We start from the raw sequence: 8,832 nt of genomic DNA, 5'->3' as shown, positions 1-8,832 counted from the left end.
TCCTCATGCAGCAAAACAAAAACCCCACCCCCCAAAGGTGGGGTTTTTGCGTTCAGTTCAGCGTCTCAAACGGACTCCATCGCACTGAGCGCGTACCAAGCGTCTGTCCTGCATAGACACATCTGTCGCCTCGGGCCGACGCGCTCCACAACGAATACGGCCCATTGTTTCGGTAATCCTGGGGTCGTTCACGAAAGGTCGCGCCGCGATAACGCCGCCGGCGGCGGTCTCAAAGACCGGACGGACCCCGCAATGGAGCGTTCTCCGGCCTGCCTTGCGCTGCTCCAACGCCAAACGCATTAAAATCGGGCGCAGGCCGACTCTCCGCGGCCGTCGAATACAGGTTCTCATGCTACGTTTAAGCGAAGTCAAACTCCCGCTCGATCACGTCGAGGCTGATCTTGAAGCCGCGATTCGCTCGCGCCTGAAGACGAGCGGCGTGCCGGCAGGCGATCTCGTTCGCTACACCGTGTTTCGCCGCGCGCACGATGCGCGCAAGCGTTCGGACATCAAGCTCACCTATATCATCGACGTCGAAGTGAAGGACGAAGCGTCCGTGAAACGACGTCTCGACGCGCATCCGCATTGCAGCGTGACGCCCGACATGGCGTACCACTTCGTCGCGAAGGCGCCGGAGAAGTCGGATTTGCCGCGGCCCGTCGTGGTCGGCATGGGGCCGTGCGGGCTGTTCGCAGGTCTGATCCTTGCGCAGATGGGCTTCCGGCCGATCATCCTCGAGCGCGGGAAGGCCGTGCGCGAACGCACCAAGGACACTTGGGGCCTTTGGCGCAAGAACGTGCTGAATCCGGAATCGAATGTGCAGTTTGGCGAAGGCGGCGCCGGCACCTTCTCCGACGGAAAGCTCTACAGCCAGATCAAGGATCCGAAGCACTACGGCCGCAAAGTACTCGACGAATTCGTCAAGGCCGGCGCGCCCGAGGACATCCTGTATCTCAGTCGTCCGCACATCGGCACCTTCAGGCTCGTGAGCATGGTCGAGAAGATGCGCGCGACCATCCATCAACTCGGCGGCGAAGTGCGCTTCGAGAGCCGGGTCGAGGATATCGAGATCGAGCAGGGCAAGGTACGCGCACTCCGCCTTGCAAACGGCGAGACGCTGCGCTGCGATCATGTCGTGCTCGCGGTTGGCCATAGCGCGCGCGATACCTTCCAGATGCTGCACGATCGCGGCGTCTACATGGAAGCAAAGCCATTTTCGCTCGGTTTTCGCATCGAGCATCCGCAGGGCGTCATCGATCGGGCACGCTTCGGCAAGTTCGCCGGACACGAGTTGCTGGGCGCCGCGGACTACAAGGTCGTGCATCACTGCAGCAACGGCCGCGCGGTCTACAGCTTCTGCATGTGCCCGGGCGGCACCGTCGTCGCGGCGACTTCCGAGCCCGGCCGCGTCGTGACTAATGGCATGAGCCAGTACTCGCGCAACGAGCGCAATGCGAACGCGGGAATCGTCGTCGGCATTACGCCGGACGATTTTCCCGGCGGCCCGCTCGCGGGCATCGCCTTCCAGCGCAAGTGGGAGGAGCGCGCGTTCGAACTCGGTGGCGGCGATTACTGCGCGCCCGGGCAACTGGTCGGAGACTTCATCGCGGGTAGGCCTTCGACGTCGCTAGGTTCGGTCGAGCCGTCCTACAAGCCCGGCGTGCGTCCGACCGATCTCAGCACCGCGCTGCCGGACTACGTGATCGAAGCGATTCGCGAAGCGCTGCCGCAACTCGACCGGAAGATTCCCGGTTTCGCGATGCACGACGCGGTGCTCACGGGTGTCGAAACGCGCACGTCATCGCCGATTCGGGTGCGTCGCAAGGACGATTATCAGAGCGTCAATATCGACGGCCTGTATCCGGCGGGCGAGGGCGCGGGTTATGCCGGCGGGATCTACTCGGCGGCGATCGATGGCATCGAGGTTGCCGAGGCGCTCGCGCTGAACATGGTCGGGCAGCAGGCGGCGGTTTGAGGTCCAAGACAAGCACGGCCTGATTCAAATCCTCGCGCTACTTCGAGAGGTTCGTCGCCGGACAGATGGTCACCGAAAGACCAAAGGCGCAAAGTCGGGCACTTGGCCCCCGCCATTCGACAATAAAAAAACGCGCCGACCAAAACCAGTCCGCGCGTCTTCACGATCGGCATCACGTCGATCAGGTCACCACACCCACCTGCCAGGGCACGAACTCGTTCTGTCCATATCCATGCAGTTCGCTCTTGGAGGGCACGCCTGAAGCGCAGTCGAGCATCATCCGGAAAATCGCTTCGCCGAGCTCCTCGATGGAAGCCGTTCCGTCGATCACGCCGCCGCAGTTGATATCGATATCGTCTTCCTGCCGGTCCCAGAGCGCCGTGTTCGTCGCGAGCTTCAACGACGGCGACGGCGCGCAGCCATAAGCCGATCCGCGTCCCGTCGTGAAGCAGATCAGGTTCGCACCGGAGGCCACCTGTCCGGTCGCGGACATCGGATCGTAGCCGGGCGAGTCCATGAACACGAAGCCCTTCGCATCGATGCGCTGCGCATATTCGTAGACCTCGACCAGATTCGTGGTGCCACCTTTCGCCACTGCGCCGAGCGATTTTTCGAGGATCGTCGTGAGCCCGCCGACCTTGTTGCCCGCCGACGGATTGTTGTCCATCGCCGCGCCGTTGCGCGCGCAATAGTCTTCCCACCAGGCGATGCGCGCGAGCAGCTTCTCGCCGACTTCGCGGCTCACCGCGCGACGCGTCAGCAGATGCTCTGCGCCGTAAACTTCGGGCGTCTCGGAGAGAATCGCCGTGCCGCCGTGCCGCACGAGCCGGTCGACTGCGGCGCCCAGCGCGGGATTCGCCGAAATGCCGGAATAGCCGTCCGATCCGCCGCATTGCAGTCCGACCACGATATGCGACGCCGGCAGCGGCTCGCGCGCGACGCGGTTGGCATCGGCGAGCATCTCCTTGACCATCGCGATGCCGCGCTCGATCGTCTTCTTCGAGCCGCCGCTGTCCTGAATCGTGAAGCTCCTCAGGCGCTCGCCCTCCGTGAGCCCGCTCGATTCGAGCACGCCTGCGATCTGGTTCGTCTCGCAGCCGAGGCCGACGAAAAGCACCGAATGGAAGTTCGGATGCACCGCGTAGCCTGCGAGCGTGCGCCGCAGGATCGCGAGGCCTTCGCCCTGCATGTCGATGCCGCAGCCGAGTCCATGCGTCAGCGCGATCACGCCGTCGACGTTCGGATAGTCGGCGAGCACTTCCGGATGCACGTCGCGCCGGAAATAGTCGGCGATCGCGCGCGCGACGGTGGCCGAGCAGTTCACGCTCGTCAGCACGCCGATGAAGTTGCGCGTTGCCACACGCCCGTCGTCGCGCCTGATTCCCATGAACGTCGCGGGCGTCGCGACGAATTCGGTCGGATGGCGGTCCACGCCGAACTCATGCTCGCGAGCGAACTCGGCCATGCCGAGGTTCTGCACGTGCACGTGATGCCCGCGCGCAATCGCCTCGCGCGCCACGCCGATGATCTGGTTGTAGCGCTTGACCGGTTCGCCTTTCGCGATGTCGCGCGTCGCGATCTTGTGGCCCGGCGGAATCAGCCCGGTCACGACGAGGTCTTCCGACGCGATGCGCGCGCCGGACATCAACTGGCGCGTCGCGATCACGACGTCGTCGTTGGGATGAAGCCGTATCACGGCATGATCGGTGGCAGTGGTGGACATGATGTTTATACGGTTGAGGGCGCACGGCGCCCGGTGACGGACGTCGAATCGTCGTCGTCCTTGGTGGTGAGCGGTTCGATCTTGCCGACGATCACGAGATAGCTGAACGCGCCGAGGAAGCAGAAGCCGCCCGCGACACACAGCGGAATCGTGAACGAGCCTTTCGTCATCTCGACCATGAAGCCGGTGAACGTCGTGATGACGATGCCCGCGAGGTTCGAGGCGAAGTTCTGGATGCCGCCGATCGATGCGACGTGATCGGGCGTCGGCGCGACGTCGCCGGGCAGCGACCAGATGCTGGCGGCCGCGAAGGCGAGGCTGCCATACGCGATACCGAAGAATCCGAGCATCAGGTAGATGTTGGTCGTGAACGCGGAGAGCGTGATGATCGACGAAAGCAGCATGCCACCGACCATGCAGGTCTTGCGCGCAGCGGTGAGGCTCCAGCCGCGGCGATAGAGCGAGTCGGACACGAAGCCGCCAAGCCAGCCGCCGGGAATCGAGATGAGCGCCGGAATCATGCCGAGCGTGCCGAGCGACTTCAGCGAGAAGCCGTGCGTCTGCACGAGATAGCTCGGGAACCAGGTGATGAAGAAGTAGATCACGAAGTTCAGGCAGAAGAAGCCGAGCATCATGCCCCACAGCGTGCGGTACCTGAAGAGCGAGCCCCACGTAACCTTGTTCTTCGGGGCGGCCTTGACTTGCGGCACCGCGTCGACGGAACCCGTGAGGTCGCCGCGCGACGGATTCCGGTAGATCAGGAACCAGCCGAGAATCCACACGGCGCCGAGGGCGCCGGTGATGACGAACGACGCTTCCCAGCCGAACGAACTGATGATGAGCGCGACGACTGGAATCGAGAGCGCGGAGCCGACGCGCGAGCCGCTATCGAAGATGCTGGTTGCGAGTGCGCGTTGCTCCGGCTTGAACCATTGCGAAACGAGCTTCGCGCACGACGGATACGCGCCCGCTTCGCCGACGCCGAGCATGAGGCGGCAGCCGAACATGCCCGCGACGCTTGTGGCGGTCGCGGTGAGCGCGGTGAAGAGCGACCACCAGCCAACTGCCAGCGGCAGCGCGATGCGCGCGCCGACGCGATCCACGAACCAGCCGAAGGGCATTTGCATGAGCGCGTAGGTCCAGAAGAAGCCGCTCATCACGAGGCCCATTTCAGCCGGGCCGATGCCGAGCGCCTTTTCGATCTGCGGTGCCGCGACCGCGAGATTCGCGCGGTCGATGTAATTTACCGCGATCGCCAGAAAACATAGAAATATCACTACCCAACGCATCTTGCGCATCGTCAGTCTCCTCCAAGGGGCGGAATGCCAGTAGTCGGACCTGCGCCGCGATGACGATGTCGCGGGCGGGATCGTTTGCAGCCGTGCGCGGCCCGCTTCTCGCGGCGAGCCTGCGCACTGTTACGCGAGCGCCGCGCGCAGCCCAGGCTGCTCGAGCGTCAGATTCAGTTCACGCGCGAGTTCGATGACCGGACGCAGGCGCCGCTCTTTCTTCTCTTCGTGATTGCGGGCGATGTCCGCGAGCCGGTGCACGAGGAACGGATTCTCGAAGCGGTCGCGCACGTCGGCGAGATAGGCGCGCGCGGTGTCGTGCTGGCCGAGCGCATCGAAGACGGGGAGCACTTCGTTCTCCCACACGGCTTCGAGCGCGTCGCGACAGGTGGCGTCGCGCATCGCGTCGAGCACGATCATCTCGGGCGCTCCGCCTTGTTTGACCCACGACTCGACGAGCAACGTGTGGCCGAGATTCAGCAGCATCAGCTTGAGGCGCTCGAAATGCGCGAGATCGTCGGTGACGACGATGTCTTCGTGTTCGCACGGCAGCGTCATGCCCGGCTTGCGCTCGATGGCCCAAAGCGCGTACGGTTCCGCAATTGCGCCAACCGGATGGATCGGCTCCGACACGATGCGGTCCACCAGCGAATTCACCCAGATGCAGCGCTCGGTGAGGTAATCGATGAACGCGTCGTCGGCGTGCCAGCTGCGCGCGACGCCCGTCACCAGATCGCGCAGCGTGTCGCCGTTATGCGAAATCAGCTCGCACGGCAGCAGCGTGATCGACTCGCCGCCCGCGCAGTAGCGCTCGTGCAGCAACACCGCGAGCTTCGCCGCGAAGCCGCGCGGCGTACGCTGTCCTTCGAGCAGCTCTGCGGTGTCGTCGTCGAAAAGGGCGTAGCCGGTGTCGGCGGTATTGGAGACGATCGTCTGCACGTCGCGCGCCACGCGCTCGCGCAGGATCTGCCAGTCGTCGTCCGCGTGCAGCGCCTCGCTGATCGCGTCGCATTCGACCGTCATGTCGACCGTTTCGCCGTGACGCCGGCCGCGTATGCGCACCGGATAGCGACCACTTGCGCGCAACGCGTCGATGCGCGCACGGCTCTCGGCGCTGGCAGTCGTCTGCACGACGGTGATCTTGCCGAGTGCGCGCGACGGCTCGCGCCGCGCGGCCTGCGCGACGAAGAAATCGACGTGCGCTTGCAGAAATCGGCTCGTGCCGAATTGCAGAATGGGATTGCTCATCGCTGATCCGCCGAGTTCGTATGTGGGGCTAGAATGAAGCTGTGTTTTGGCCTTACCGGATCGCATGTTAGTGTCAATAAAACGAACTGGTCAAGCCACTTGTAAGTGATCAGCGAAGGGCGGTTGCGGCCCGTGCCGCCCGTCAACGCTTCCGCTGATTACAATCCACGTTTTCCCGAGCCTTCGAGGAGCCACCACGTGAGCGTGAAACCCGGCGAGACGCGCCGTCTCTATCTGCAGATCGCGGACAAACTGCGCGACCTGATCGAGCAGCAGGGATTCGCGCCGAACGGCCGCTTGCCGTCCGAGCGCGAGCTGGCGCAGACGCTCGGGGTGTCGCGGCCGTCGGTGCGGGAAGCGCTGGTTGCGCTCGAACTGGAAGGGCGCGTGGAAATCCGCATGGGGTCGGGCGTGTACATCTGCGCGACGCCGGGCACGGTCGCCGCGCGGAAAGTCGATGCCGAACTCGGGGAAAGCCCGCAGGAGATCATGACGGCGCGCCTCGTGATCGAGGGCGCGATCGCCGCGAGCGTGGCGTCATTCGCCAAGCCGAAGGCGCTCAAGGCGCTTCGCGCGCTTTACGAAACGATGGCGCGCGAAGTGGCGAACGGCCAGGTGCCGATGGCCGCCGACCGCGCGTTCCATCTGGCGATCGCACAGCTATCCGGCAACGACGTGCTGGTGAGAACGGTCGCGAGTCTTTTCGACGAGCGGCACAGTCCGTTGTCATCGACGCTAAGAGGGCATTTCGAGGGAGAAGATACGTGGGCCGCGGCACTCGCGGAGCATCGGGAGATTCTGGAAGCGCTGGAAGAACATGACGCCGTTCAGGCCCAGGCTGCGATGCAACGGCATATGAAGGCCTCGTGCGCACGCCTGATGACGCGTCGCAAGGGGTGAGCGGCCCGCTCGGGAAAACGGGCCGCCAGGTCGAGCCGGTTCAGTTCGATGTCGCCTGGGTCAGCCGGGGTAGGCTTCGTCGACCTTCAGGCCCGCGAGCTTGAAGATCACGCGCAGGGTCTGCGGCGCTATCTCGCGCCGCGAGGCAAGCGTGGTCAAAACGAAATCCATCACCTTGGCGTACTTGAGCATCGTCAGGCACGATTCGATGTCGGTGCTGCCGTCACGCATCGATTCCGCGAGACGCAACATTTCCACCGATATCTCTCGGGCCATCTCGAGTTCTAGTTGCTGCTTTTCTGTCCAAGCAGGCATCGCGGTCAGCGCCGCGAGCATTTCCTGAAACTGCTTTTCGGCTTTCTTGTCCGGGATCGCGTCCATCGCCGTCCTCTCATGTTCATGGCGTACGAGTCGCATCGTCGCGCTATGCGTTAGGTATTTCGCAACAAACCTCTCGCGGATGACGACGTCGAAATCGTCGAGCGGCGCGGTTTGCCACCAGCTTGTCGGTCCTGCATGCACAGGCGCCTTGCAGCACGCCACGCGCGGTTTCGTCGTTTCAACTGGCCTCAATTGTCCGACGATGCACAAAGTGTTCCATCCCCCAGTCCTGGCCGGCACCGGCGGACGGAACGAGAGCGTCTGTGCGCTTTTAGGTAAACTTCCTCTTTTGCAACCACCGAACGAGCGGTTAGCGCACATAGCCGCCAACTTGTTCCACTTGATCCAGCGTTGCGTGTTGCTCAGTGCGGCTCGCTGCGGGTTATCCCGCCCACTCACCTCCCGAATTCACATCGGCGTTCATACGGTAAGGCAACATCACGATGGCCAAGAAGTCCTCCGCGTCCGCGACCGGCCCAGCCGACGCATCCACCAAACACGACATCCGTCCCGGCCAGTCCATCGAACTGCTGAAGGAACTGCACATCCTCACGCGCGACGGCAAGATGAATCAGGACAGCCGACGCAAACTGAAGCAGGTCTACCATCTGTTCCAGTTCATCGAGCCGCTGCTTGCCGATGTCCACACACGTGAGGGCGCGGTCACCCTTGCCGACCACGGTGCCGGCAAGTCTTATCTGGGCTTCATTCTCTACGATCTGTTCTTCAAGACTCTGCGGGATCGGTCACATATCTACGGCATTGAGACGCGTGAAGATCTTGTGACAAAATCGCAGGAATTGGCTAAAAGACTGGGTTTTGAGGGAATGTCTTTTCTGAATCTGTCGGTGGCCGAATCGATTACGTCTGATCAGTTGCCTGAATCGATCGATATCGTCACCGCGCTTCATGCCTGCAACACGGCCACCGACGACGCAATCCATTTCGCCCTGCAGAAGAAAGCGAAGTACATCGTGGTCGTGCCGTGCTGTCAGGCGGAGGTAGCCACGGTGCTTCGCAAGCACAAGGGGCACTCGCTGTCGAAAAATGTGCTCACCGAAATGTGGCGTCATCCGCTGCACACGCGCGAGTTCGGCAGCCAGATCACGAACGTGCTGCGCTGCCTGCAACTCGAGTCGCATGGCTATCAGGTGAGCGTGACGGAACTCGTCGGCTGGGAGCACTCGATGAAGAACGAATTGATCATCGCCCAGTTCAAGGATCTGCCGCGCGGCAGGCCCGCGCAGCGACTGTCGGATGTGCTCGAAACGCTCGGCCTCGAAGCGTTGAGCGAGCGTTTCTTTACGCACTGAAGT

The 8,832-nt window shown here is 63.1% G+C and carries 7 protein-coding genes; 3 read left to right on the top strand and 4 right to left on the bottom strand.

The features are described 5' to 3' along the window. Window positions 1-349: 349 nt before the first annotated feature. The gene (locus AWB81_RS24525) at window positions 350-1,975 is read left to right on the top strand and encodes an NAD(P)/FAD-dependent oxidoreductase (RefSeq protein WP_062639141.1); all 1,626 of its coding nucleotides are present in this window, start codon (window positions 350-352) and stop codon (window positions 1,973-1,975) included. Between the two features lie 181 nt (window positions 1,976-2,156). Here the strand turns inward: AWB81_RS24525 and AWB81_RS24520 are convergent, their stop codons facing one another. From AWB81_RS24520 to AWB81_RS24510, 3 genes are all read right to left on the bottom strand, one after another. Further along, window positions 2,157-3,698: a D-arabinonate dehydratase gene (locus AWB81_RS24520; RefSeq protein ID WP_062639140.1), complete on the bottom strand. Its 1,542-nt coding sequence runs from the start codon at window positions 3,696-3,698 to the stop codon at window positions 2,157-2,159. Between the two features lie 5 nt (window positions 3,699-3,703). Further along, window positions 3,704-4,996 carry an MFS transporter gene (locus tag AWB81_RS24515; RefSeq protein ID WP_062639139.1) on the bottom strand — a complete coding sequence of 431 codons (1,293 nt, stop codon included), beginning with the start codon at window positions 4,994-4,996 and terminating at the stop codon, window positions 3,704-3,706. 120 nt (window positions 4,997-5,116) lie between these two features. Then, window positions 5,117-6,235, bottom strand: coding sequence for a mannitol dehydrogenase family protein (locus AWB81_RS24510; protein ID WP_062639138.1), 1,119 nt, complete (start codon window positions 6,233-6,235; stop codon window positions 5,117-5,119). Window positions 6,236-6,433: 198 nt separating this feature from the next. On the opposite strand from AWB81_RS24510, the gene AWB81_RS24505 reads away from it, so the two are divergent. Continuing rightward, the gene (locus AWB81_RS24505; RefSeq protein ID WP_062639137.1) at window positions 6,434-7,135 is read left to right on the top strand and encodes a FadR/GntR family transcriptional regulator; all 702 of its coding nucleotides are present in this window, start codon (window positions 6,434-6,436) and stop codon (window positions 7,133-7,135) included. 60 nt (window positions 7,136-7,195) lie between these two features. Here the strand turns inward: AWB81_RS24505 and AWB81_RS24500 are convergent, their stop codons facing one another. Then, a complete protein-coding gene (locus tag AWB81_RS24500) occupies window positions 7,196-7,516 on the bottom strand; it encodes a hypothetical protein (protein ID WP_062639146.1) in 321 nt (106 codons plus the stop codon). A gap of 443 nt (window positions 7,517-7,959) precedes the next feature. On the opposite strand from AWB81_RS24500, the gene AWB81_RS24495 reads away from it, so the two are divergent. Beyond that, window positions 7,960-8,829: a class I SAM-dependent methyltransferase gene (locus tag AWB81_RS24495; RefSeq protein ID WP_062639136.1), complete on the top strand. Its 870-nt coding sequence runs from the start codon at window positions 7,960-7,962 to the stop codon at window positions 8,827-8,829. Window positions 8,830-8,832 lie beyond the last annotated feature (3 nt).

The sequence above is a fragment of the Caballeronia arationis genome (assembly GCF_001544975.2).
Taxonomy (GTDB): Bacteria; Pseudomonadota; Gammaproteobacteria; order Burkholderiales; family Burkholderiaceae; genus Caballeronia; species Caballeronia arationis.
Note: the sequence above shows the minus strand (reverse complement) of the source record. Positions and strands in the feature narration are given on the sequence as shown.